The sequence below is a fragment of the Burkholderia sp. b14 genome, assembly GCF_900156195.1.
Taxonomy (GTDB): Bacteria; Pseudomonadota; Gammaproteobacteria; order Burkholderiales; family Burkholderiaceae; genus Mycetohabitans.
The window spans coordinates 2,364,471-2,388,404 of sequence record NZ_FTPJ01000003.1 but is presented as its reverse complement, the minus strand read 5'-3'; the positions used below and the strand labels follow the sequence as shown (position 1 = coordinate 2,388,404).

The following is a 23,934-nucleotide window of genomic DNA, read 5'->3' as shown; positions in this document are numbered from 1 at the left end:
CCGATGCGCCTCTACGAAAGGTACTTCGCCAAGCAGGTCTACCTGACCTTTGCGTTCATCCTGTTCGCGTTCTCGGGGTTGTTTTTCTTCTTTGACCTGATCAGCGAACTGAACTCCGTCGGGCACGGCAACTATAAGTTCAGCTATGCGGTGCTGCGCGTGATGCTGCAGACGCCGTCGCGGTTCTACGAGATCATTCCGGTCGCTGCGCTAATCAGCGCGATCTATGTGTTCGCGCAGATGGCGGCCAGCTCCGAGTTCACGATTTTTCGCGTCTCGGGGCTATCCACGCACCGCGCGCTCGGCTCCCTGCTGAAAATCGGCGTGCCGATCGTCGTGCTGACCTTCGTGATCGGCGAAGTCGTCGGCCCCTACACCGACCAGTTGTCCGAGCGCGTGCGCCTGGAGGCGCTCGGCTCCTCGGTATCGAGCAATTTCCAATCGGGCGTGTGGGTCAAGGATACGGTGCCGGGCAATGGCACCACCGCGCAGGTCACGCGCTTCGTGAACGTAGGAGAGCTAAAGCCGGACGCGACCATTTCGAACGTGCGGATCTACGAATTCGATTCACAGTTCCGTCTTGCGGACGTGCGCACAGCCGACAGCGGCCGCTACGTACGACCGGGCCAGTGGCTACTCAAGGGCGTGACGGAAACGCAGTTGCACGATGTGGCGCCGGCCGCCGCGACAGCCAAGGACGTGCTCAACCCCGTGTACAAGTCCGCACAAGTTTCGATGCCAGAGTACCCGATGCGCTCCGAGCTAACACCGCAGATCCTGTCGGTGTTGCTGGTTGCGCCGGACCGGATGTCGATGACGAACCTGTTTTCGTACGTGCAGCATTTGCGCGAGAATCACCAGGATCCGCAACGCTATATGATTGCGCTGTGGCGCAAGCTGCTCTATCCGTTCGCAGTATTCGTGATGCTGGTGCTGTCGCTGCCGTTTGCCTACCTGCATACGCGCGCGGGCGTCGTCGGCGTCAAGGTGTTCGGCGGCATCATGCTCGGCATGAGCTTCCAGCTGTTCAACACGCTATTCTCGCACATCGGCACGCTCAACACCTGGCCCGCGCCGTTGACAGCCGCAACACCTGGCCTGATCTATCTTGCGTTGGGATTGCTCGCGCTGCGCTGGGTCGACCGCCACTGACGCCCACGCCGGTGTCATCTCGATAGCCCCACCGTGCCAGTGCGGTGCGTGATCGACCAGGAGTATCGCCATGTCAGCATCAAGCAGCGGATTGATTCTGTTAGGCCACGGCGCGCGTGATTCGCGCTGGGCCGAGCCGTTCGAGCGGGTCGCGTCGCTCGTGCGAGTGCGCCGCCGTGCGCAGCAAGACGAGGGCCCGGTGTCGCTCGCGTTCCTGGAATGGATGGCACCGCCGCTGCAGGCCGCGATTGCAGCACAGGTCGCCGACGGATGTAACCGGATCGTCGTCGTGCCGATGTTTATGGGCCAGGGCGGCCACGTGCAACGCGACTTACCGGCGTTGCTCAGTCAAGCTCGCGCCACCCATCCGCACGTGCACATCGATTGCGCGTCATCCGTCGGCGAGGACGAAGCGGTGTTGCACGCGCTCGCGGGATACTGCGAGCGCGCCCTGCGCGAATCCCGCTGATCTCGTGCAGCCCCCCGCGCGCATGGCTACGCGGCGGTGCGCGCACGACTCATGCAGCAAACTGCAGCGCCGGCAGTGTGACCGGCCATGCCTGCGATGCGGTATCAATGGTTTCGCCTGTACCAAAAGTCTCGCGCGGCGCAAACGCGTCGCCGATCATCAGCAGACTCGGCTGGGATGGGTCGAGCCAAGGCTGTGCGCGACCGTGCGCCATCTCGTCGAGCGTCAATGTCAGCGTACGCTCACGTTCGGTGCTCGCCGCCTCGACGATCGCCACCGGCGTGCGCGGCGAACGGCCGGCATCAATCAGTTGTCGCGCAATCGTCACTGCACTGTCGCGCCCCATGTAGTAGACCAGCGAATCTGCATTGACGCGCTCGCGGACCTCGTCGGACCCGGACGCCCGGCTGTGCGTCGCGAATGCGACGCTGCGCGCGACACCGCGCAGCGTCAATGGGCGGCGCAGCGTCGCCGCGCTGGCCAGTGCAGCGGTGATACCGGGCACAATCTCGTAGTCGATGCCAGCCGCCTCCAGCGCACGGATTTCTTCATCGGCGCGGCCAAACAACATCGGGTCACCCCCCTTGAGCCGCACGACCAGCGCGTGTTCGCGCGCTGCATCGATGATCTGTTTGTTGATGAAATGCTGTGCGCTTGAGCGCTGGCCGCACCGCTTGCCGACCGCCATCTTACGGGCCTGCGGCGCGTGCTCGAGCATACCGGGCTCGACCAGCGCATCATGCAGCACCACATCGGCAATGCCCAGAATGCGGGCGCCGCGCACCGTAATGAGATCCGACGCACCGGGTCCCGCACCGATCAAGTACACCTTGCCCATCATCGTTCCTGTCCGTTCGCGCGATCAATGGCTCACAATGTGATATATCACGCCGAATGGGCACGGATCATGCCAGCGGCGACCGTATGGTGGGTCACGTCGTCGATTAGCACGAACGCCCCGGTACCTGGATGGGTATCATATGTGTCCACAACCACCGGCTTTTGCAGCGTCAATGACACCGTGCCGATATCGTTCATTGCCAATGCGTTCCGCCCGGTGGCATGCGACAATGTATGCACATCGAGCACCCGCTCGATCGCGCTAACGCGCGCAAACACAGTCGCGCTCATCTGCTTGAGCAGGTACTTGCGCTGCGGTGTCAATGGCGCGTCGTCGAACCAGCACAGGTCCGCCTGCAGCTTGCGGGCCGGCGTCGGAACATCGTCCGCGGCAACCAGCGTATCGCCGCGCGATACGTCGATATCCTCGGCCAGACGCACCGTCACGCATTGGCCGGCAAACGCGCGATCGACCGAGGCGGTGCCACCTGGCACCGGCGCGATGATCTCCGCCACGCTCGCCCGGCGCGGGTTCGGCAGCACGGTCACGGTCTGCCCGACCTCAATCTCGCCGGATTCGACGCGCCCCATGTAACCGCGGAAATCATCCGCCTGCGCGCCGTCCTGCCGCGCGACCCACTGCACCGGCAGACGCAACGCCGCGTTCACCTGCGGGTCTACCGGCAGCGACTCCAGCATATCCAGTAGCGGCTCGCCGGCATACCACGGCATGCGCTCGCTCGCGGCGACAATGTTGTCGCCCTTGAGCGCCGAGACCGGCACAAAGCGCACGTTGGCCAGACCCAGCTGCGCGGCCAGCTCGGCGTAAGCATCGCGAATCTGGTTGAAACGTTCCTCGCTGAACTCGATCAGATCCATCTTGTTGATCGCGACGATCACATGCGACAAGCTCAGCAACTTGACGATTGCGCTATGGCGCTTGGTCTGCGGCAGCAGCTGCGTGCGTGCCGCATCGTCCACGCTGACCCGCGTTGCGTCCACCAGGATGATCGCCGCGTGCGCGGTCGACGCGCCAGTCACCATGTTGCGCGTGTATTGTTCATGCCCCGGCGTGTCCGCAATGATGAACTTGCGCTTGGCAGTGGCGAAGTACCGGTATGCCACATCGATCGTGATACCCTGCTCGCGCTCGGCCTCCAGCCCATCGGTCAACAGCGACAGGTCAATGTCCTCGCCGACGGCGCGCTTGTTCTTCGCGCGCGACAGCGCCGACAACTGATCGGACAACACGGCCTTGCTGTCATACAGCAAGCGCCCGATCAACGTGCTCTTGCCGTCATCGACACTGCCGGCGGTAATGAAACGCAGTACGCCGAGGTCTTCAGTCTGGTTCAGGCTCATGGTGTTTTACGTCAATTCGTATCGGGACAGGGAACCGGTGCGGGCGCTCAGAAATACCCTTGCTTCTTGCGCTGCTCCATCGCCGCCTCGCAGGTTTGGTCATCCATTCGGGTCGCGCCGCGTTCGGTGATCTGCGTCACCGCGGTCTCGGCAATGATCTTCTCGACCGTGTCCGCGTCGCTGGCGACTGGGCAGGTGCAACTGATGTCGCCGACGGTGCGAAATCGCACCAGCAAGGACTCGCTAGTCTCTGCGTCGCGCTTGGGCGTGAGCGGCGTGACCGGCACCAGCAGGCCGTTGCGGCGCACGATCTCGCGCTCGTGCGCATAGTAAATCGACGGCAACTCGAGGTTTTCGCGCGCGATGTACTGCCAGACGTCAAGTTCGGTCCAGTTCGAGATCGGGAACACACGCAGGTGCTCGCCTGGATGCAGGCGCGTGTTGAACAAGCTCCACAGCTCCGGCCGTTGCGCTTTCGGGTCCCATTGGCCGAACTCGTCCCGAAACGAGAAAATCCGCTCCTTTGCCCGAGCCTTCTCCTCGTCGCGGCGCGCGCCGCCGATCATCGCGTCGTAGCGGTGTGCGTCGATCGTCTCCAGCAACGTCACCGCCTGCGCGGCGTTGCGCGAATCGGTTTCGCGCCGCAGCCGTACCGTGCCGCGCCGGATCGAGTTCTCGACGTGACCCACCACCAGGTGCGCGCCGATCTGCGCAGCGCGGCGGTCCCGGAATGCAATGACCTCCGGGTAGTTGTGCCCCGTGTCGATGTGCACCAGCGGAAAAGGCAGCTGCGTGCGGCGCCCCGGGCCGAGGCCGAAGGCCTTGAGTGCGAGATGCAGCACGACGACTGAGTCCTTGCCACCTGAGAACAACAGCGCCGGCCTTGCGCATTCGGCCACCAACTCTCGCAGGATATGGATCGATTCCGCCTCGAGCCAATCCAGGTGGTCCATGCGCGTGGCCATGTTGCGGCGGGGAGTGATGTCCGTCGGTTCGAGCAACGTGCTCATAGTCGTCCTTAATGCTTCGATTCGGTTCAAGATTGGGCTGGCGCGCCCGGATGCAGCCCGCACTCCTTCGAGTCGCGGCTTTCCCACCACCAGCGTCCGGCGCGGCTATCCTCGCCAACGCGGATCGCACGCGTGCACGGCTCGCAGCCGATGCTTGGGTAACCGCGCGCATGCAATGGATTGACCGGCACGTCATACGCCTTCAGGTATGCCCAGACATCGGCCTCGGTCCAGTCGGCAAGCGGGTTGTACTTCGCGATGCCGCGCGCCCCATCTTGCTCTCGTTCAGGAAGTTGAGCACGGGTGACCGATTGCTCGCGCCGCTGTCCGGTCATCCACGCTTGCGCGCCAGCCAGCGCGCGATTTAATGGTTCGACCTTGCGAATCTCGCAACACCGCTTGCGCAGCTCAATGCTGTCGTAAAACGCATTCAGCCCATGCTCGCTGACATACGCGTCGACTGCATCCTGCTGCGGATGCCATTGTTCGATGACGTAACCATAGCGCTGCCGGACCTGCTCAATCATGCCGACCGTCTCGGCATGCAGCCGTCCGGTATTCAGCGAGAAGATAATAATCGACCGTTTGCGCGACAGAATCGCGTGGGTCAGTAGCATGTCCTCGGCGGCCAGGCTGCTGGCGAACTTCACACACGTATGGCTCGCCGCAATGGTGGCGAGCAGCGCATCGAGCTTCTCGATGCGCTGCTTGCGTTGCGGCGTGAGCGGCTCGGCGTGTACGAGCGGATCGCGCGGCGCCGCACGCCCGAACGTGACGACGGTTTCGCTCATGACTGGCCCGCCGCGCCCGCGTGGCTGGCCACCGCGGCTTGCACACGGCGCCGGAACAACGGACGCGGCTCGTCGAACGCACCCTGATAGCGCACGCTGAACTCGTCGAACGCCTTCAACGCGTCATGGATGTCCTTGTCCGCGCGCACCGCAAACGCATCGAAGCCGCAGCGTGATAGGTACAGCAGTTGATCGCGCAACACATCACCGATCGCCCGCAGCTGCCCCTTCCAGCCATAGCGCTCGCGCAACAGCCGCCCAATGCTGTAGCCCCGCCCGTCGCGGAACACCGGAAAGTCCACAGCAACCAGCGCAATGTGCTCCAGGTCGTCGGCCAATTCGGCCGGCTCGCTGTCCGGCGCGAGCCACACGCCGCGCTGCGACTTGTCGCGCGCGGCGAGCAACGCACCGCGCTCGGCTTGCCAGTACGACAGCGGCACGATGACGCGGCCCGCCGGCAATGACCGGACGGGCGGCAGCGAACCGTCCTGCGCGGCACGCACGACGCTCCAGTCGTCGTCCACGACCTGGCGTTGTCGGATGATTTTTTCAATGGCTTGGGTCATCTTCCACCTCACGCGTGCGCCGGTTGGCGCGCCGCGTACACCCGTTCCTTGAACGGCGCAATGCCGATCCGCTTATATGTATCGATGAAACGTTCGTCATCGACGCGATGCTCGACGAACGTATCGATCACCTTAGTGATGACCTCCGGCACCTCATCGGCCGCGAAAGACGGCCCGATCACCCGGCCCAATGCCGACGCGTTGCCTTGCTCGCCGCCAAGCGAGACCTGGTACCACTCGGCGCCATCCTTGTCCACGCCCAGAATGCCGATATTGCCGACGTGGTGGTGGCCGCACGAGTTCATGCAGCCGGAGATATTCAACGACAGCTCGCCGAGGTCATACACGTAATCCAGGTCGTCAAAGCGCTGCTGGATTGCCTGTGCAATCGGGATCGACTTCGCGTTGGCCAGCGAACAAAAATCGCCGCCCGGGCAGGCGATGATGTCGGTGAGCAACCCGATGTTCGGCGTGCCGCAGCCGATCTCGCGGGCCTTTCCCCACAGCGTATACAAATCGCCCTTCTTCACGTTCGCCAGGATCAGGTTCTGTTCATGCGACACGCGGAGTTGACCGAAACTGTACGCATCGGCCCAATCGGCAAGCGCTTCCATCTGCGTATCGGTCACATCGCCCGGCGGCTGATATTTCCACATGGCGCCGGGTTTCAATGACAACGTCACCGCGGCATAGCCCGGTACGCGATGAGGGTGCGCATTGCGCTCGACCCAGCGCGCGAATGCTCGGTTCTCCAGCAAGTGCTTTTCGAACAACGCGTCGGTATCGGACAGCTTTTCATACGGGGGCGGCACGAAATGCTGCGCGACGCGCTGCACCTCGTCGCAGGTCAGTGTCGAGGGGCCGTCCTTCAAGTGTTGCCACTCCTGCTCCACCTGCTGCGAGAACTTGTCTTTGCCGAGCGCCTTGACCAGGATCTTGATCCGCGCCTTGAACAAATTGTCGCGACGGCCGAACCGGTTATACACCCGCAGCACGGCCTCACAGTACGTCAGCATGTGCTGCCACGGCAAATCCTCCTTGATGATCGTGCCCAGAATGGGCGTGCGGCCCATGCCGCCACCCACCAGCACGCTGCACACCACCTCGCCCTCGGCGTCGCGCTTTAGATAAATGCCCAGGTCATGCAACTGCACAGCGGCACGATCCTGCGTCGCGCCGGCAACAGCGATCTTGAACTTGCGCGGCAGCCACGCAAATTCGGGATGGAATGTGGACCATTGGCGTAGCAACTCAGCCCATGGACGTGGATCGACAATCTCGTCCGGCGCGACACCGGCGAATTGGTCAGCGGTAATGTTACGGATGCAGTTGCCCGAGGTCTGGATCGCGTGCATCTGCACCGACGCGAGCTTGCGCAGGATCTCTGGCGTTTCCTCCAGTTTGATCCAGTTGAACTGCATGTTCGAGCGCGTCGAGAAATGGCCGTAGCCGCGATCGTGCTCGCGTGCAATGCGCGCCAGCATTCGCAACTGGTCGCTGCGCAGATTGCCGTACGGAATCGCAATACGATGCATATAGGCGTGCCGCTGCATGTACAACCCGTTTTGCAGTCGCAGCGGGCGGAACTCCTCCTCGGTCAGTTCTCCGGACAAACGCCGGCGGACCTGATCGGCATATTGCCGGACGCGCTCGTCGACGATCGTCTGGTCGTACGGGTCGTATTGATACATGTAGGGCCCCAGTCTTTCGTGTGTGTTGCGCGCCGACAGTGCACTGCGCCGGCCCACTCTTCCCGGGTAACATACGCGCCGCCGCCCCGTTCAGATAATCCGCCATTTGCAAAGCACAAAAACAGATATCGATATTGGAAAAGCTGGGGAAATCGTAATAGACTCGCTTTATACGTCAAACGACTAAAAAATTCTGTCTATATGCGGAGGGGTTATATATGAACCTGCATCAGTTCCGGTTCGTGCGCGAGGCCGTCCGTCAGAATTTCAACCTAACCGAGGCGGCTAAAGCCCTGTACACCTCGCAGCCTGGCGTATCGAAGGCGATCATCGAGTTGGAGGACGAACTTGGCGTCGAGATCTTCACCCGGCACGGCAAGCGCGTGCGCTCGTTGACCGAACCTGGCAGGATCATCCTGTCCTCAGTGGAAAAAATCCTGCAAGAAGTCGAAAGCCTAAAAAGAGTCGGAAAAGACTACGCAGCGCAGGACCAAGGCAATTTGGTGATCGCCGCGACCCACACGCAAGCGCGGTATTCATTGCCACAGGCGGTGGCCGAGTTCAAAAAACGGTTTCCAAAGGTGCATCTGTCCATTCTGCAAGGCAACCCGACCCAGGTTGCCGACATGGTCCTGCACGACCAGGCCGACCTGGCCATCGCGACCGAGGCCGTCTCGACGTATAAGGACCTAGTCTCGCTGCCGGCATTCCAGTGGCATCACTTGGCGGTCACGCCACCCGAACATGCGTTGCTTGACAAAAAGCAACAGATCACGCTGGACGATCTCGCGCAATTTCCGTTGATCACCTATGACAACGCGTTCGCGGGGCGCTCGAAGATCGACCAGGCGTTCGCTTTGCACGGACTCACACCGGACATCATCCTCGAGGCGATCGACGCAGATGTCATTAAGACCTATGTCGAACTAGGCCTGGGCGTGGGGATCATGGCCGACGTCGCATTCAACGCAGAGCGCGACCGGCAGCTACGCGCGATTCCCGTTGGTCGCCTGTTCGGCACCAACACCACACGGGTTGCATTAAAACAAGGCACCTACCTGCGCGGCTATGTCTATACATTTATCGAATTGCTCTCGCCGGCGCTGAACCGCAAGTGGGTCGAACAGGCGATGCGGGGCAACGCCAATGCGTATGAAGGGTGAGGTGAGCGAACATCTGCGTTGACATGCTTGCCGAGCGTGCCAAATTGCGACATAATCACGGTTTGCGTCGCGCGGTGACCTCGGTCCTACGCGGATTAGCATCACTCATAGATAGTGAGTGTGAAGTAGTGTTGCAAACTGCTTCACCGTTTTGCCCGGGTGGTGAAATTGGTAGACGCAGGGGACTCAGACCAAATTTGAGCCCTTCAGGGGAAACCCCGGAGGTGAAGCCCGTCAAACTCGGTGAAGGCCCTGGACGCAAGTCCGAGCTAATGCCGAGCCAAGCCTTGGCGCCGAGAGGTGCCTTGGAAGGTGTAGAGAGCAGACGGCGGGCACCTAAGGCCAAAAGGCTAAGGTGAAGGCGTGCTCCAGACCACGAACGTTCTCTCTCGAGAGGGCGGCGGCGAAAGCCGAAGTGGGAAGAAAATCCCCCGCCGCAAGGCGTGCCGGTTCGATTCCGGCCCCGGGCACCAACAGATATTTCGGCTAAGCCGCAGTATTCGGACAAACCCCGTGAGATCAAGGTCTCACGGGGTTTTTCTTTCGTCGGTATTCCAGCTCGACACATGGACTGCCTGCGGCAACCCTTTCCGCGTCACGCTCAACGGCCGATCGACCTCCTCAGGTAGTTTTCCGATGGCAGTGGGCATAAAGCGGCGAGCACCCTGACCATCAGCTCCGCCGGCTCCAGTGCGCGCGCGCATCGAGCACAGCATGGCAATGGCTTGGCCTCATACGCGATTATTTGCTGCACCGCGACAGGTTCGAGGACCGCCTGATGCCGCTGCGTCGGTTTTGCCGCGGCGGCGTGAAGCACCAGGCAGGCTGACGCGGACAATGGGCTCGGCGCTGCTAAGCTGTCGCGCCTTGCGGCGTTTTCGGCCAGACCTTAACCGTCACGATTCGCGGACCGACTCGTTCGTTGACGGTGATTAGGCATGAGCCGAAGTCCACGCTCTGCCCCTGCTGCGGTAATTCGCCCAGTTTGTCCAGGATCATGCCGCCGACCGACTCGGCCGACTGCTCACCAAAATCCACGCCCAGCAGGTGCTCGAGCGAAACGATCGACAGGCTGCCGCGACCGATCACGCTGCCATCCGGCTGCCGTTGCCATTCAACGTCAGTTGCGCGCGTATCGTCCCGGATTTGGCCCACCAGCGCTGCAAGCAGGTCCGGCAACGTGACGAAGCCGACCGGCTTCAGCCCGGGACGCCCGATCACCGCAAAGTGAGGCGCACCCGAGCGAAAGCGCCGCAGCAGTTCGAGCGCGGGCATCTCAGGCAACACCTCGAGCACGGGGCGCGCGAGTTCGCGCAGGTCGCGCGATGTATGCCCTTCGAGACGACGAAACAGCAAGTCTTTCACATCGACCATGCCAAGCACCTTGTCGCCGCTTTCGTCGAAGAGCGGATACCGACTGTAGCGGCTCTTTGCCGCCAACGCCAGATTCGCGTCGAATGACAGACTCACGTTGAAGCTCACCGCGTCGCGCAGCGGACGCATCAGGTCGGATGCGGTCAGTTCGCCGAACTCCAGCGAGTGCGACAACGTACTAAGCTCGTCGCTCGAGAACTGCCGATGGGACCGACTCGCACGCACGATCAGCTTCAGCTCGTCACGACCATACGGGGCTTCAGCCTGCCCGGCGTCCGACAGGCCAAACCACGCGAGCATCCGGTTCGAGCTAACATTGAGCAGTGCAATGGCCGGATACATGATCCAGTAGAACAGGTATAGCGGCACGGCGGTCAGCAGGCCGGCGCGCTCCGGCATCCGGATGGCGAGCGATTTCGGCGCAAGCTCGCCCGCTACGATATGCAGGAACGAAATGATCAGGAACGCCAGCGCCAGCGCGATTGCGTCGGCAAGCGGCGGCACGATTTGCAGCATGCCGAACAGCGGGGCTAACAAATGGGCAAACGCCGGCTCTCCCAACCAGCCCAGGCCGAGCGATGCAAGCGTGATGCCGAGTTGGCAGGCTGACAGGTAAGCGTCCAGATGGGCATGCACGCGCGACAATACGCGGCCCCGCCAGCCATATTGCCGGGAAATGGCCGCTACCCGCGTGCCGCGCAGCTTGACCAGCGAGAATTCCGCGGCAACGAAGAAACCATTGAGAAAGACCAGCAGCAGGGCAGCAACAAACGCGAGAAATGTCTGCATCAGAAAAATCGAACCAGCTCACCGACGCGCGGGAACAAAGGGCCATTGTATGTCAGCAAGGTGACGATGTCGGATCGGCCTGACGCACAAGTGTTGCGCACTCGCTCACACGGGGCCCGCCATCGGCAAGCCGCGACGCGCCGGTGCGCGGGCACGCGATAACGGGCGCAGTCTACATCGACCGCAGCGGACGATGGCATTGTTAGAATCCCGACGCATGAACCTCGAAAGCATTCTTTTTTCCCAAGGCTTCGGATCGCGGCGCGAGTGCAGAGCGCTCGTCATCCGAGGCGCAATCACGATTAACGAGCAACGCTGCGATGATCCGAATGCCGTCTTCGAGACGGCGGGGCTGGTGTTCCACGTGCACGGCGTACGCTGGGAGTATCGGCACAAGGCCTATCTGGTCTTGCACAAACCCCCCGGGTATGAGTGCTCACACGCGCCGCAGCACTATCCGAGCGTTTATAGCCTACTTCCCCCTGCGCTGATCACGCGCGGCGTGCAATGCGTGGGCCGCCTCGATGCGGATACGACGGGCCTGTTGTTACTCTCCGACGATGGGGCCTTTATCCATCGGCTGGGCTCGCCCAAGCGCAAGATACCGAAGACGTACGTCGCCACCACGCGCCATCCAGTGCAGGACACTCAGCTTAATGCGCTGCGTCAGGGAGTGCAGCTGCACGGCGAGCCGGCGGTGAGCGAGGCACGCTCGGCACGGCGGCGCGATGAACGCACGATCGAATTGGTGCTCACCGAGGGAAAGTACCACCAGGTCAAGCGGATGATTGCCGCCGCGGGCAACCGTGTCGAGCAACTCCATCGCGAGGCCATCGGGGGGTTCGTCCTGCCCGCGTCGCTCGCGCAGGGGCAGTGGCAGTGGCTCGAAACCAAAGAACTGGGCATGTTGACGGGATAAAGCGAACGGCATAACCGATCTTCGGCACCCTGGCAAGCTGCGGACCTTCCTGTACGCGTCAGCTCGGGCGTGCCGCTGCTGCACTGCAACATGCTTTCCGCAGTCATGTGTCTATACTGATAAATAAGGACGCCATCGGGCGTATGCTGTGGAGGACGGCACCATGATCACCGGCGACACCTTCGAGATCACCTATATGATGATTGCGTTCGCACTGCTTGGCGCAATACTGATTGGGGCCCTGCTGACCGCGCTTCATCTCAAGCGTAAGTACCATCCCAACTTGATCGGCGCGATCCTTGGCGCACTGCTGTGTTTCGCGATCATCGAGGCCATGCCGATGCTCGCGTTGTGAACAGCGCTCAACGGTGCACACTCGACAATTGGCGCGCATGCTCGCGCAAAAAGTCTTCGACACTCGGGTAGCGCAACTTGACCGAGAGTTCATCGCGCAAACGTTGGTTGGCCAGGCGGCGGGATTCGCGCATAAACGATAACAATGCCGCGTCGAGCGTGGCCTCGGCCTGTTGCCGGGTGATGCGCGGCACCGGGCGCAATCCGCATGCGTGAGCGATACGGTCGAAATACTCGCCCATTTTCCAATGCGTAGCGTCGACCGCATGAACGACGCGCTGCGGACGGCCGCGGAATAACGCCCGAACCGTGATAGCGGCGAGGTCGTCCGCATGGACGTGACCGGTATAAACGTCGTCCACATCGCACAAAGCCGGCGTACCGCGTCGCAGCCGCTCCACGGGCAACCGCTCGATGGCATAGATCCCGGGCACCCTGAGAACCGACACCTTGACAGATCCTCGTGAGCCAGCGCGACGCAATTGGCGCTCGGCCGATACACGGCGCACCGCGCGCGCGTTGACCGGCCGCACGGGCCACGTCTCATCGATGAGCGCACCATTGCAATCGCCGTAGACCCCTGTGGTGCTCAGATAGACAATGCGTACTGGCGGCGGCTGGCGCAGCGGGCCCGGCGGCCAACGTCGGTGCCGCACAGCGCGCGGTGACCGCTCGGGTACAATGGCGTTCTCGGTCATGAGGCGCCCGACAATCGCATGCGTGCTGCCTACGGCGCGACGCGTGACGATGCGCTGCGTACCCATGGCGACGCGCGGTGCACGGGCAGCGTGCCGCAGACCCCGCCGCGCACCCAACGCAGCCAAGAGCGCAGCGGTGCGGCAATCTGTCGCACCATAGGCTTGCGGCGGCGCCAAATGTAGCATTTCTCGCGCCACGCGTGCGGCGCGCGCCAGCGAACGCCGGTCGTCGAGATCGCCAAGCAGCGGCACGAGCCCGGCCGAGCGCAGCGATGCGAAACGTGCCGGCTGGGTCGTCAGGGCGAACACGCGAAAGCGTTCGCGCAGCCATGCCGCGCAGCGCAATCCGACATCGCCACAGCCGACCACCAGGATGCGGGGGCGGCCAAAAGCACGGCGGCGCGGCAGCCCGGCCCGCCACCCAGGCGCACCACCGCCGCTGCGCCCAGGCGACGCGGCGGTGGAAACCGTGGCCACTGCATGCGGCGCCGTGGCACACCATTGGAAAGATCGGCTGGAAAAGGTCATTGGGTGCATTGTAGCGGGCCGGCCGATCCAACGTTTTTGTTATTACTCGATTGAACTATGGTATTCAACGTAACGATCCGACAGAGCGGCAAGCAATTCCAAGTCGAAGCCGACGAACCGGTTCTAACCGCGGCGCTGCGTCAGGGCATCGGCTTGCCGTACGGCTGCAAGAACGGCGCATGCGGCTCATGCAAGGGCCAACTCGTGAACGGCAGTATCGAGCAGCGTTCGCATTCGTCATCGGCGCTGTCGAACGACGAAAAAACCCGCGGCATGGCGCTATTTTGCTGCGCCACCGCGCAATCGGACCTAGAAATCGATATCCGTGAGATCGCCGGCGTGGGCGACATGCAGGTCAAGAAGCTGCCGTGCCGCGTCAATGCACTGGAGCGCGTGGCGCACGACGTGATCGTGCTTAAGCTGCAACTGCCGGCCAATGAACGGCTGCAATATCTGGCGGGCCAGTACATCGAGTTCATCCTGAAGGACGGCACGCGCCGCAGCTATTCCATGGCGAGCGCACCACACCATGAAGGCCCGCTCGAGCTGCATATCAGGCACATGCCGGGCGGCGTGTTCACCGACCACGTGTTCGGTGCGATGAAGGAACGCGATATCCTTCGCTTCGAGGGCCCGCTCGGCACGTTCTTCCTGCGCGAGGACGCCGACAAACCGATCGTGCTGCTCGCATCGGGAACAGGCTTTGCGCCCATCAAGGCGATCATCGAGCATGCGATCTTCAAGGGCATCACACGGCCCATGACGCTGTACTGGGGCGGCCGCCGGCGCAACGATCTGTACCTGGCAAGCCTGGCCGAGCAATGGGCGCGCGAAGTGCCCGGCTTCAAGTTCGTGCCGGTGCTCTCCGAACCCGATCCGGCCGACGGCTGGCAGGGCCGCACGGGTTTCGTTCATCGTGCCGTCGTCGAGGATCTGCCAGACTTGTCCGGGTACCAGGTATATGCTTGCGGCGCCCCAGTGATGGTCGAGGCCGCGCAGCGCGATTTCACCGCGCATCACGGCTTGCCGGCCGACGAGTTCTATGCGGACTCGTTCACCAGCGCAGCAGATCTGGCAAACGCGGTCTGACCAGGTCGCATGGCGGTGGGCCCGCATCAAGCTTCGTGTCGAGCAAGTGCAATGCAATTTCCGGTTTACAATCGGCGCTTGCGTCGCGTATTCTTCGCGGATGATTCGCGCTCAAGCCCATCTCCGACGTCGCCGCTCGCTGCTTCCATAGGGAAGCCGCTGGCTCGTTACGGACTGTCGCGCTGAATTACCGCGCACCGGATTACCAAGCCACGGACTTCCGTGGCTTTTGTTTTTTCCGGATCCTTTGCCCCGTTGATCGTTGCGTGCGATCGCATTCCCGTTGAGCGGAGAGACTTGCCATGAATTTTCAGGATTATCCAATTCAGTCGCTGATGTACATCACCGACCGTCCCGACATCGTTTTCACGCACGGCAACGGATCGTGGCTACACGACAACAACGGCAAGCGCTATTTGGACTTCATCCAGGGCTGGGCGGTCAATGCGCTCGGGCACTGCAACGACGCGATGATCGACGCGCTGAACCGGCAGGCGCGACGGTTGATCAACCCGAGCCCAGCGTTCTACAACGAGCCGATGGCGCGGCTGGCGAAGCTGCTGACCGACAACAGTTGCTTTGACAAAGTGTTCTTCGCCAACAGCGGCGCCGAAGCTAATGAAGGGGCGATCAAGCTCGCACGCAAATGGGGCCGCAAGTTCAAGGGCGGCGCATACGAGATCATCACGTTCAACCATGGCTTTCACGGCCGCACGCTGGCAACGATGTCGGCAAGCGGCAAGCCCGGCTGGGACACGCTGTACGCGCCGCAGGTACCCGGCTTTCCGAAGGCCGAGTTCAACGATATCGGCTCTGTCGAGAAGCTGATCACCGACAAGACTGTTGCGGTGATGCTCGAGCCGATACAGGGCGAAGCCGGCGTGGTTCCCGCGTCGCGCGAGTTCATGCAGCAATTGCGGGCCCTCACGCGCGAACGCGGCGTGCTGCTGATCGTCGACGAGGTGCAAAGCGGCTGCGGCCGCGCTGGCACGCTGTTCGCTTATCAGCTCAGCGGCATTGAGCCGGACATCATGACGCTGGGTAAGGGTATCGGCGGCGGCGTGCCGCTGGCCGCGTTGCTCGCCCGAGATGAGATTGCGTGCTTCGAAGCCGGCGACCAGGGCGGCACCTATAACGGCAACCCGTTGATGACCGCGGTCGGCGAAGCGGTGATATCGCAGCTGGTCGCGCCGGGCTTTCTCGAGCGCGTGCGCGAGAACGCCCGCTACCTGAGCGATCGGTTGCTTGCGCTGTCTGACGCGCGCGGGCTGGCCGGCGAGCGCGGCGAAGGCATGCTGCGCGCGTTGCTGCTCGGCCGGGACGTCGGGCCACAAATCGTCCAAAAAGCACGCGAACTGGCGCCGGAAGGACTGCTGCTCAATGCCGCCCGCCCTAACCTGCTGCGCTTCATGCCGGCATTGAACGTGACGCGCGCCGAGATCGACCAAATGTTCACGATACTCGACAACGTGCTGGACCAGGTGCTGTGAGTCCGAGGGGCGACGCCGGCATGCGGGCCGGCGCCGGCCCGAAGCGCCGGGCGGGCATGAACGCCCGGCCGGCGCGCGGCTGGCTCACTCGCCGAGGTAGGCGACGCGCACCTTCGGATCATCCAGCATCTGTTTGGCGTCGCCGGACATCGTGATCGCGCCGGAGTCCATCACGTAGCCGCGGTTGGCTGCTTGCAGCGCAAGGCGGGCGTTCTGCTCGACCAGCAACACCGTCATGCCTTCCGAGGAAATCGCCCGCACCACCTCGAAGATCTTCTCCACCATGATCGGCGACAGGCCCATCGACGGCTCGTCGAGCAACAGCAGCTTGGGCCGCGACAACAGCGCACGCGCCATCGCCAGCATCTGCTGCTCGCCACCCGAAAGTGTGCCCGCCCACTGCGTGGCGCGCTCCTTCAGGCGCGGGAAAAAACCGAACATGCGCTCCACATCGGCCTTGATGCCATCCGAGTCGGTACGCAGATACGCGCCCATCTGCATGTTTTCCAGGATCGACATACGCGCGAAGATGCCTCGGCCCTCCGGCACCATCGCCAAACCCCGCTTGAGCAATTCGTGCGTGGGCACGCCCTTGATCGACTGCCCCCGGTAGAGGATATCGCCACCAGCCCATTCCTTAATCCCGGTGATCGCCTTCATCGTCGTGGTCTTGCCCGCGCCGTTGGCACCGATCAGCGCGACCAGCTCACCCTGCTCGACCTTCAGGTCCACTCCCTTGACCGCCTGGATACCCCCATAGGCCACCTGCAGTCCCTTGATCTCCAGCATTGCCCCATTCATTGCGTTCACGTCGCTCGTCGCCATCTCAATGCACTCCTGCGCCTAGATAGGCTTCGATCACTTTCGAATCCTTGCGCACGTCCTGCGGCAGGCCATGCGCGATGACCTTGCCGTAATCCAGCACTGTCATGCGGTTGCACAAGTGCATCACCAGCTTCACGTCGTGCTCGATCAACAGGATGGTCTTGCCATCGTCGCGGATCTTCTCCAGCAGTCCCGTGAGTTCGACTTTCTCGGTCGCGTTCATCCCCGCGGCTGGCTCGTCCAGGGCGAGCAGCTTCGGGTCGGTCGCCAGCGCCCGTGCGATCTCCAGCCGCCGCTGGTGACCGTATGACAAATTGCGGGCCGTGTAGTCGGCATACTGCAGCACGCCCACATAGTCCAACAATTCCAGCGCGCGCTCCTTGATCTCGCGCTCTTCCTGCCGCTCGGCCGGCGTTTGCAATATTGCGCCGATCAAGCCGTGGCGCGTACGCACGTAACGCCCGACCATTACGTTCTCCAGCGCCGTCATCCCGCCGAATAGCCGGATGTTCTGGAACGTGCGCGCGATGCCGGCCTTGGCCACCTGGTAGACCGCGGTTGGCGTGTACGGACTGCCGTCCAGCACGAACTCGCCCGAATCTGGCGTGTACAACCCGGTAATCACATTGAAAAACGTGGTCTTGCCCGCTCCGTTCGGGCCGATCAGCCCATAGATCTCGCCCGAGCGCACCTCCAGCCCGACATCGGACAGTGCCTGTAGGCCGCCAAAGCGCTTGTTGACGCCCTTCACGGATAGCCGAAGCGTTTGTTCACTCATTGCTGTTGACTCCGTGTCTACAGGTGCGTTACGCACGCAAGGCCTTTTTGCCGTTGCGCCGCGCGGTCTTGATGAGCTTGTCCTCATGCTTAGCCGCCGGCCACAATCCTTCCGGCCGATACAGCATGATCACCACCATCGCCAGACCGTACAGCAACTGCCGGATCACTTCCGTGTCAAGGATTTGATGACCAAAGATTGCGTTCTGCAACGGTCCCATTGTCGAGCGCAGGAATTCCGGGAATACCGCAAGCAGCACCGCCCCGAGGATCACGCCGGGAATATGCCCCATGCCGCCGAGCACCACGCACGCGAGCACCACCACCGATTCCCAGAAGGTGAACGACTCCGGCGACACGAATCCCTGGAATGCACCGAACATCGCGCCGGACAGCCCACCGAATGAGGCGCCCATGGCGAACGCCAGCAACTTCACGTTGCGTGTGTTAATGCCCATCGCCTTCGCGGCGATCTCGTCTTCCCGGATCGCAGCCCAGGCGCGGCCGATACGCGAGTGCTGCAGTCGCGTGCAGACAAAGATCACAAACAGCGAACAGAGCACGAACAAGTAGTAATACAGGTAGACCGACGGGAATTCGACGTCGAGCAGTTCGTGGGTCTGCGCGAGATTGAAGCCGCCGATCTGCACCGGATCGATCCCCGTGATGCCCTTCGGACCGTTGGTCACGTTTACCGGGCGATCCATGTTGTTCATGAAGATCCGCACGATTTCACCAAAGCCCAGCGTGACGATCGCCAAGTAGTCGCCCCGCAGACGCAACGTCGGTGCGCCGAGCAACACGCCGCACACGGCGGCCAAGGCCATCGCCACCGGCACGATCAGCAGAATCGATACGTGCAGCCCGCCGGGCGCCAGATGCGCGATCCACTCGAATTGGCTGGTGAGATGGGGTGAGGACAGCAGTGCGGCCGTATAGGCACCCACGGCATAGAATGCGATGTAGCCTAAGTCCAGCAGTCCGCAGAATCCCACCACCACGTTCAGCCCCAACGCCAGCATCACGTACAGCATCGCGAAGTCCAGCACACGCACCCAATAAGGCCCGCCCACGGCGCCAATGAGCAGTGGCGCGCAGACAACCAGCGCTGTCACCAGCAGCATGACCCCATGGTTCTTAGCCGTCTTCGTGACCAGAATCCGTGTCGGGGACGGCTCGATAGGTTGAATGGAAGTCATATTAAGTGCTCCTCAAGACGTGTCAGGCACGATCGGCAACGCGCTCGCCCAACAAGCCGGACGGACGCAAGACCAGCACGAGGATCAGCACCACGAACGCAAACACGTCTTGGTAGTTACTGCCGATCACTCCGCCGGTGAAATCACCGATGTAGCCAGCGCCCAGTTGCTCAATCAGCCCCAGCAGCACGCCCCCCACCATGGCGCCGCCCAGATTACCAATGCCCCCCAGCACCGCTGCCGTGAATGCCTTTAAGCCCGGGATGAAGCCCATGTAGAAGTGCACGTTGCCGTACTCGGAGGCGATCATCGCGCCAGCCAGGGCAGCCAGCGCCGAACCAATCATGAACGTCGCCGAGATCACGAAGTTCGGGTTCACGCCCATCAAGCTGGCCACATTCGGGTTCTCCGCGACCGCGCGCATTGCTCGTCCGAGCTTGGTCTTGTGCACCAGCAGCAGCAGAGCGACCATCACGACAAATGCCGTGACGATGATCACCACTTCTGTGGGTGAGATCACGGCGCCGGGCGACGTATCGGTGGCCTTGATGACATTGATCGGATCGGTGGAAATCAACTGCGGAAACGACAACGGATTGCGTCCCCAAATGACCATCGCTAACGTCTGCAACAGAATGGAAGCGCCGATGGCGGTGATCAGGGGAGCCAGCCGCGGCGCACGACGCAGCGGCCGGTACGCCACCTTCTCGATCGTGAAACCGAGGCACGCACAGACGGCCGCGGCGATCACCAGTGCAAGGACCAGCGTGAGCACGTTGCCTAGTCCGGGGAAGTGCGCTTGCAGCACGCTGACCGCCGAAAGCGCGACCATCGCGCCCACCATCAATACGTCGCCATGCGCGAAGTTGATGATGCCCAGAATCCCGTACACCATCGTATAGCCCAGCGCGATCATCGCGTAGACGCTGCCCAGCACCAGACCATTCAAGATCTGTTGGATAAAAATATCCATCGAATGCTCCTTGGACCGTACGCCACGGACCGCAACCTGGCCGTAGGTGACGGCGTGACGATGCGAAGCGCGCGGTGCTCCTGGTACCCCAATGAACCGGTAAAGGTCTGCCGCCGACGACATTGGCGTATTCGTCATGAAAATACGTCAATTGGCGTGGCGGATACGAAAACGGCACCGAGGATTAGCCCGGTGCCGCAGCGTTATACGCCGTTGTCAACAAGTTCGATATGGCGCATTACCTCGCTGTAGTCAGTGAGCCGCACACGACCTGGCGCCGAGGTCTGCCTGTGGGCAACGGCCCAAAAACCGTTGCGCACGCATAACCCGCGACGGGCGGGCTCGATGCCGATGGCTCGATGAGCCACTTGGATAGTGTTTAAGTGACAGACCAATTTCGTCAATGGACAACTCATTTTCTGCCCCGTGCGAATCGCGGCCCCACTTTCCGAATATGACGCTGCGGCCAAATCCGCCAGTCTTCGTTTCATCCTGCTGCGTGCGATCGGTGTACGCCGCAAGCGCGTCCCGGATACAGTGCCAACCAATCGGTCCCCCATGAAGAGGTCTTCCGCGCCTTACAGCAAGACGACTTTCGTCCCTGAACAGGTCACGAAACGCGCGCATTGTAACTCCGTTTTTGCAGTGGCCAATATTCAAAACCACGCCTGATTTGGCGAAGTGCATGCGCCGGCCGCGTCGGCGAAAGACGAAGGCTGCCATTAATACTGACATCGCATATACCTAGCCAGTATCCATTCATGGATTGAGGTAAGCCGTGTCAAAAAACCCTGTTTCACGATGAAACTGGAACCCGAGCTGCGCGGCGCTTTCATGGCCGAGGCCAAAGCAACGCACCACCCGGCGTCCCAAGTGGTGCGCGATCTAATGCGCGATTTCGTCCAGCGCCAACGCGAAGCGCGGGAGTACGATGCATTTTTAGGCGTCGCCCGCGATCTCATGGTGAACACAGCACCCATGCGGCGGCGAAGCCCCGTTGACTGCATAAGAGGCCGCACGCAAAACTTTGCGCGCGTCGACGCCGCCTCAGGCGCAAGACGGCGCCGCGATGGCTCAGACTTGTAGCGCCAGCCCTTTGGGCAACGGGAAGGAAACATTTTCCTGGACGCCATCCAGCGTCCGGACTTGGCAAGCACCCAATTGACGCAACCGCTCAACGACTGCCTGTGCCAGTGCCTCGGGTGCCGAGGCGCCCGCCGTCACGCCGACGCGTTGTTTGCCGTCCAGCCAGGCAGGATCGATTTGCTCCGGCGCATCGACCATGTAGGCCGGCACGCCCCGCTTTTCCGCCACTTCGCGCAGGCGGTTCGAGTTGGAACTGTTCGGGCTGCCGACGACGATCACGACGTCGCACTGCGGCGCCATGAATTTCACCGCATCCTGCCGGTTCTGCGTCGCGTAGCAGATGTCTTGCTTTTTCGGCTCGCGAATGGCGGGAAAGCGCGCCTTCAGCGCGCCGATCACCTCCATTGCATCGTCAATCGACAGCGTGGTCTGCGTCACGTACGCAAGCCGGTGGGGATCGGCGACCTCTAGCGCAGCGACATCCGCCGCGGTCTCGACTAAGTGCATGCCTGCATTGGCCTGCCCCATCGTACCTTCAACCTCCGGGTGACCGCGATGGCCAACCATCACGATCTCGCAACCTTCAGCACGCAGCTTGGCCACCTCCATGTGCACCTTGGTGACCAGCGGACAGGTGGCGTCAAAGACCCGCAATCCTCTGTCAAGCGCGCGGGCCCGCACTGCCTTTGGCACCCCGTGCGCGCTAAATATCAGCGTCGCACCGTGCGGGACGTCGTCGAGCGATTCAACGAATACCGCGCCCTTGCGACGCAGGTCGTCCACGACATAGGCGTTATGCACGATCTCGTGACGCACATAGATCGGCGAACCGAACAGCGTCAACGCACGCTCGACGATCTCGATCGCCCGGTCGACTCCCGCGCAGAACCCACGCGGCTGTGCCAGTAATATTTCGCTCGGGTATTCGGTGGTTGCGGTCATGGCGCTTCCTACAGGATGCCGATGATCTGGACCTCAAAGGTCAGATGCTGGCCGGCCAGCGGGTGGTTGAAGTCGAACAGCGCGTACGTCTCGCCGACCTCCTTGAGCACGCCGGCATAGCGCGCCCCGCTGGGCGCGTTGAATTCGACCAAATCACCCGGAGAGAAATCCTCGTCGATCATCGAATTTTCACGCAGCGTGGCTAGCGAGACCTTCTGCACCAGTTCTGGATTACGCAAGCCGAATGCCTGCTCCGGCGTCAGCCGGATGGTCGAGTGGTGTCCGACCTTCATGCCGAGCAGAATGTCCTCCAGAGGTCCCGCGAGCTGTCCCGCGCCGAGCAACAGCGTCGCGGGCTTGTCGTCGAACGTGTTGACGATGTCCGCGCCCCCCTCCAGCGAAAGCCGGTAGTGCAGCGTGACATGGGAACCGGGCTTCACCTCGGAAATATCAATGATGCTCATGCGCAAGTTTTGAATACCGCGCGTCGCGGGCTGCGACCACGCAAGCTGTCATTGTAAGCCACCGCAGCGACACCAACATGGAGGTTAATCAATGCAATCCGGAACCGACGACTCGACGGCGCGCCGACATGTGCCGATCCCGATCCGCCAATGGCCGGAAAACGAGCGGCCACGGGAGCGATTGTTCGTTGCCGGCGCGAGTGCCCTGACCGATGCGGAGTTGGTCGCGCTGTACCTGGGCAGCGGCATTCGCGGACGCGATGCGGTCGGACTGGGTCAGCAATTGCTAGCGCGCTTCGGCTCATTGCGCGGGTTGTTCAGCGCGTCCCATGACGAGCTGATTCAAGTCACCGGCGTCGGACCGGCAAAGATTGCGCGGTTGCAGGCGGCCACGGAGATCGCACGACGCGCACTGGGCGAGCAGTCGCGCGAGCAGGCGACGCTGGATCGCCCCGAGATCGTCGAAGACTATCTGCGACTGATGATTGGCACCCGGCCCTATGAGGTGTTTGTTTGCTTGTTCCTCGACACCCGACTGCGTATGATCCATGCGGAAGAACTCTCTCGCGGCTCGTTGTCGCATGCTGCGGTCTATCCGCGCGAAGTCGTCAGACGCGCGCTGCAGACCAACGCCGCCGCGTTGATCATCGCGCATAACCATCCATCCGGCGCGGCGCAGCCCAGTGCGGCGGACCTGTCGATGACACGCACGCTCAAGGATGCGTTGTGCTTAATGGACGTCAAGCTGCTCGATCATTTCATCGTGACATCGGACACTATTTTGTCACTCGCGCGCCACGGACTGCTATAGCCGGGCGCGCGCGGCAGTCAGTGCGGATGACACAAACAGGTTGATTTTTCTTGTCTTTTTCTGCTAGGATTGCGGTTTGCCCGTACCACCCCTTTCGTATCACCCGAATTTAAGCGTATTAGGAGTGCTCTGATGGCACGCAAATGTCAAGTTACTGGGAAAGCGCCGATGGTCGGCAATAACGTTTCCCACGCGAACAACAAGACCAAGCGTCGCTTCCTCCCGAACTTGCAAAGCCGCCGGTTCTGGGTGGAAAGCGAAAATCGCTGGGTGCGACTGCGCGTTTCGAACGCGGGCCTGCGCCTGATCGACAAGAATGGCATCGATCCCGTGCTCGCAGACCTGCGTGCGCGCGGTGAAGCTTAAGGAGCTGCGACATGGCCAAAGGCGCTCGCGACAAGATCAAGCTGGAATCGACGGCCGGAACCGGTCACTTCTACACCACGACGAAGAACAAGCGCACGATGCCCGAAAAGATGGCGATCATGAAGTTCGACCCGGTCGCGCGCAAGCACGTCGAATACAAGGAAACGAAGATCAAATAATGGATCTATGGGGCCTCCGATTGGTCC

25 protein-coding genes are annotated in these 23,934 nt (G+C 61.9%); 11 read left to right on the top strand and 14 right to left on the bottom strand.

The features are described 5' to 3' along the window. Positions 1-3: 3 nt before the first annotated feature. A complete protein-coding gene (gene lptG, locus B0B13_RS15465; RefSeq protein WP_076797014.1) occupies positions 4-1,152 on the top strand; it encodes an LPS export ABC transporter permease LptG in 1,149 nt (382 codons plus the stop codon). A gap of 70 nt (positions 1,153-1,222) precedes the next feature. Further along, the gene (locus B0B13_RS15460) at positions 1,223-1,621 is read left to right on the top strand and encodes a sirohydrochlorin chelatase (RefSeq protein WP_076797013.1); all 399 of its coding nucleotides are present in this window, start codon (positions 1,223-1,225) and stop codon (positions 1,619-1,621) included. A gap of 49 nt (positions 1,622-1,670) precedes the next feature. Here the strand turns inward: B0B13_RS15460 and cobA are convergent, their stop codons facing one another. The 6 genes from cobA to B0B13_RS15430 are packed head-to-tail and all read right to left on the bottom strand — an operon-like array spanning position 1,671 to position 7,881. Further along, positions 1,671-2,459 (bottom strand): uroporphyrinogen-III C-methyltransferase, encoded by a 789-nt coding sequence (cobA, locus tag B0B13_RS15455; protein ID WP_235090106.1) that lies wholly within the window; start codon positions 2,457-2,459, stop codon positions 1,671-1,673. A 47-nt stretch (positions 2,460-2,506) separates the two neighbouring features. Next, complete coding sequence (locus tag B0B13_RS15450; protein ID WP_076797011.1) at positions 2,507-3,823, bottom strand: sulfate adenylyltransferase subunit 1; 1,317 nt, start codon at positions 3,821-3,823, stop codon at positions 2,507-2,509. A 47-nt stretch (positions 3,824-3,870) separates the two neighbouring features. Continuing rightward, on the bottom strand, positions 3,871-4,833 hold the full coding sequence (gene cysD, locus B0B13_RS15445; protein WP_076797010.1) for a sulfate adenylyltransferase subunit CysD: 963 nt from the start codon (positions 4,831-4,833) through the stop codon (positions 3,871-3,873). 26 nt (positions 4,834-4,859) lie between these two features. Continuing rightward, on the bottom strand, positions 4,860-5,624 hold the full coding sequence (locus B0B13_RS15440; protein ID WP_139337442.1) for a phosphoadenylyl-sulfate reductase: 765 nt from the start codon (positions 5,622-5,624) through the stop codon (positions 4,860-4,862). Continuing rightward, a complete protein-coding gene (locus B0B13_RS15435; protein ID WP_076797009.1) occupies positions 5,621-6,190 on the bottom strand; it encodes a DUF934 domain-containing protein in 570 nt (189 codons plus the stop codon). The genes B0B13_RS15440 and B0B13_RS15435 overlap by 4 nt, the downstream gene beginning before the upstream one ends. An 8-nt stretch (positions 6,191-6,198) precedes the next feature. Further along, positions 6,199-7,881: a nitrite/sulfite reductase gene (locus B0B13_RS15430; RefSeq protein WP_076797008.1), complete on the bottom strand. Its 1,683-nt coding sequence runs from the start codon at positions 7,879-7,881 to the stop codon at positions 6,199-6,201. A gap of 218 nt (positions 7,882-8,099) precedes the next feature. Here B0B13_RS15430 and B0B13_RS15425 point away from each other — a divergent pair, with 218 nt between their 5' ends. Continuing rightward, positions 8,100-9,044: a CysB family HTH-type transcriptional regulator gene (locus B0B13_RS15425; protein WP_076797007.1), complete on the top strand. Its 945-nt coding sequence runs from the start codon at positions 8,100-8,102 to the stop codon at positions 9,042-9,044. An 852-nt stretch (positions 9,045-9,896) separates the two neighbouring features. On the opposite strand, the gene B0B13_RS15415 is transcribed toward B0B13_RS15425, so the two are convergent. Next, positions 9,897-11,207: a hemolysin family protein gene (locus tag B0B13_RS15415; RefSeq protein ID WP_076785363.1), complete on the bottom strand. Its 1,311-nt coding sequence runs from the start codon at positions 11,205-11,207 to the stop codon at positions 9,897-9,899. 217 nt (positions 11,208-11,424) lie between these two features. Between B0B13_RS15415 and B0B13_RS15410 the strand changes: the two genes are divergently transcribed. Together B0B13_RS15410 and B0B13_RS15405 are read left to right on the top strand one after the other, a co-directional pair. Then, the gene (locus tag B0B13_RS15410) at positions 11,425-12,126 is read left to right on the top strand and encodes a pseudouridine synthase (RefSeq protein ID WP_076797005.1); all 702 of its coding nucleotides are present in this window, start codon (positions 11,425-11,427) and stop codon (positions 12,124-12,126) included. A gap of 163 nt (positions 12,127-12,289) precedes the next feature. Continuing rightward, entirely contained in the window at positions 12,290-12,481 is a 192-nt protein-coding gene (locus B0B13_RS15405) for a hypothetical protein (protein ID WP_076787369.1), read from the top strand. Positions 12,482-12,488: 7 nt separating this feature from the next. On the opposite strand, the gene B0B13_RS15400 is transcribed toward B0B13_RS15405, so the two are convergent. Continuing rightward, a complete protein-coding gene (locus B0B13_RS15400) occupies positions 12,489-13,586 on the bottom strand; it encodes a Rossmann-fold NAD(P)-binding domain-containing protein (protein WP_076797371.1) in 1,098 nt (365 codons plus the stop codon). Positions 13,587-13,763: 177 nt separating this feature from the next. Between B0B13_RS15400 and B0B13_RS15395 the strand changes: the two genes are divergently transcribed. Together B0B13_RS15395 and B0B13_RS15390 are read left to right on the top strand one after the other, a co-directional pair. Then, the gene (locus B0B13_RS15395) at positions 13,764-14,795 is read left to right on the top strand and encodes a CDP-6-deoxy-delta-3,4-glucoseen reductase (protein ID WP_076797004.1); all 1,032 of its coding nucleotides are present in this window, start codon (positions 13,764-13,766) and stop codon (positions 14,793-14,795) included. Positions 14,796-15,097: 302 nt separating this feature from the next. Beyond that, the gene (locus B0B13_RS15390; protein WP_076797003.1) at positions 15,098-16,285 is read left to right on the top strand and encodes an acetylornithine transaminase; all 1,188 of its coding nucleotides are present in this window, start codon (positions 15,098-15,100) and stop codon (positions 16,283-16,285) included. An 84-nt stretch (positions 16,286-16,369) separates the two neighbouring features. Here B0B13_RS15390 and B0B13_RS15385 read toward each other — a convergent pair whose 3' ends face one another. The 4 genes from B0B13_RS15385 to B0B13_RS15370 are packed head-to-tail and all read right to left on the bottom strand — an operon-like array spanning position 16,370 to position 20,059. Beyond that, positions 16,370-17,086, bottom strand: coding sequence for an ABC transporter ATP-binding protein (locus tag B0B13_RS15385; protein WP_076797370.1), 717 nt, complete (start codon positions 17,084-17,086; stop codon positions 16,370-16,372). 25 nt (positions 17,087-17,111) lie between these two features. After that, positions 17,112-17,888: an ABC transporter ATP-binding protein gene (locus tag B0B13_RS15380; RefSeq protein ID WP_076797002.1), complete on the bottom strand. Its 777-nt coding sequence runs from the start codon at positions 17,886-17,888 to the stop codon at positions 17,112-17,114. Between the two features lie 28 nt (positions 17,889-17,916). Then, positions 17,917-19,086: an ABC transporter permease subunit gene (locus B0B13_RS15375; RefSeq protein ID WP_076797001.1), complete on the bottom strand. Its 1,170-nt coding sequence runs from the start codon at positions 19,084-19,086 to the stop codon at positions 17,917-17,919. Between the two features lie 22 nt (positions 19,087-19,108). Continuing rightward, complete coding sequence (locus B0B13_RS15370) at positions 19,109-20,059, bottom strand: branched-chain amino acid ABC transporter permease (RefSeq protein WP_076797369.1); 951 nt, start codon at positions 20,057-20,059, stop codon at positions 19,109-19,111. Between the two features lie 801 nt (positions 20,060-20,860). On the opposite strand from B0B13_RS15370, the gene B0B13_RS19580 reads away from it, so the two are divergent. Further along, positions 20,861-21,145, top strand: a complete 285-nt coding sequence (locus B0B13_RS19580; protein ID WP_076785369.1) for a hypothetical protein — start codon at positions 20,861-20,863, stop codon at positions 21,143-21,145. Here B0B13_RS19580 and ispH read toward each other — a convergent pair. Together ispH and B0B13_RS15355 are read right to left on the bottom strand one after the other, a co-directional pair. Continuing rightward, on the bottom strand, positions 21,134-22,087 hold the full coding sequence (ispH, locus tag B0B13_RS15360) for a 4-hydroxy-3-methylbut-2-enyl diphosphate reductase (RefSeq protein WP_076785370.1): 954 nt from the start codon (positions 22,085-22,087) through the stop codon (positions 21,134-21,136). The genes B0B13_RS19580 and ispH overlap by 12 nt on opposite strands. 8 nt (positions 22,088-22,095) lie before the next feature. Next, entirely contained in the window at positions 22,096-22,551 is a 456-nt protein-coding gene (locus B0B13_RS15355) for an FKBP-type peptidyl-prolyl cis-trans isomerase (RefSeq protein ID WP_076797000.1), read from the bottom strand. A 91-nt stretch (positions 22,552-22,642) separates the two neighbouring features. Between B0B13_RS15355 and radC the strand changes: the two genes are divergently transcribed. The 3 genes from radC to rpmG all read left to right on the top strand — a co-directional run bounded on the left by radC (position 22,643) and on the right by rpmG (position 23,907). After that, positions 22,643-23,362: a RadC family protein gene (radC, locus tag B0B13_RS15350; RefSeq protein WP_076785372.1), complete on the top strand. Its 720-nt coding sequence runs from the start codon at positions 22,643-22,645 to the stop codon at positions 23,360-23,362. 132 nt (positions 23,363-23,494) lie between these two features. Beyond that, positions 23,495-23,728 carry a 50S ribosomal protein L28 gene (gene rpmB / locus B0B13_RS15345; RefSeq protein WP_041753083.1) on the top strand — a complete coding sequence of 78 codons (234 nt, stop codon included), beginning with the start codon at positions 23,495-23,497 and terminating at the stop codon, positions 23,726-23,728. A gap of 11 nt (positions 23,729-23,739) precedes the next feature. Then, the gene (gene rpmG, locus B0B13_RS15340) at positions 23,740-23,907 is read left to right on the top strand and encodes a 50S ribosomal protein L33 (RefSeq protein WP_013434320.1); all 168 of its coding nucleotides are present in this window, start codon (positions 23,740-23,742) and stop codon (positions 23,905-23,907) included. Positions 23,908-23,934: the final 27 nt, after the last annotated feature.